The following is a 430-nucleotide window of genomic DNA, read 5'->3' as shown; positions in this document are numbered from 1 at the left end:
TTTGGTAGTGTTTCAAAAAGTATGCTGAAGAAAAAGCCGATTGGATTTTGATAAAATAGAGAAATGCAAATAACTCTAGCAATCAAATGTCCAACCTGCCTCAGTGATAGTATAAAGAAAAATGGTATCAAAGTAGATGGGAAACAAAACTATCAGTGCAAAGACTGTAAACGTCAGTTTATTGGTGATCATGCACTGAGCTATCTAGGATGTAAGTCAGGTATTACTCGTAAAATATTACAGTTGATGGTCAGAGGCAGCGGTATACGAGATATTGCTGAAGTTGAGCGCATCAGTATCGGTAAAGTTTTACGTACTTTAACTGAATCAACCTATGAAATTCAGCCTCAGCAAAGTCATTATGAATCTCTCGAAGTAGATGAGTTCTGGAATTTTGTTGGAAATAAAAAGAATAAACAATGGCTTATTT

General features: G+C 35.1%; 1 pseudogene. It reads left to right on the top strand.

What is annotated here, in order from left to right:
• Positions 1-63: 63 nt before the first annotated feature.
• Positions 64-430, top strand: a pseudogene (locus tag EXE29_RS17390) (IS1-like element ISAba3 family transposase); the annotation flags it as partial.

Origin of the sequence: Acinetobacter sp. WCHAc060006 (genome assembly GCF_004209135.1) — a bacterium.
Classification (GTDB): domain Bacteria; phylum Pseudomonadota; class Gammaproteobacteria; order Pseudomonadales; family Moraxellaceae; genus Acinetobacter; species Acinetobacter cumulans.
Note: the sequence above shows the minus strand (reverse complement) of the source record. Positions and strands in the feature narration are given on the sequence as shown.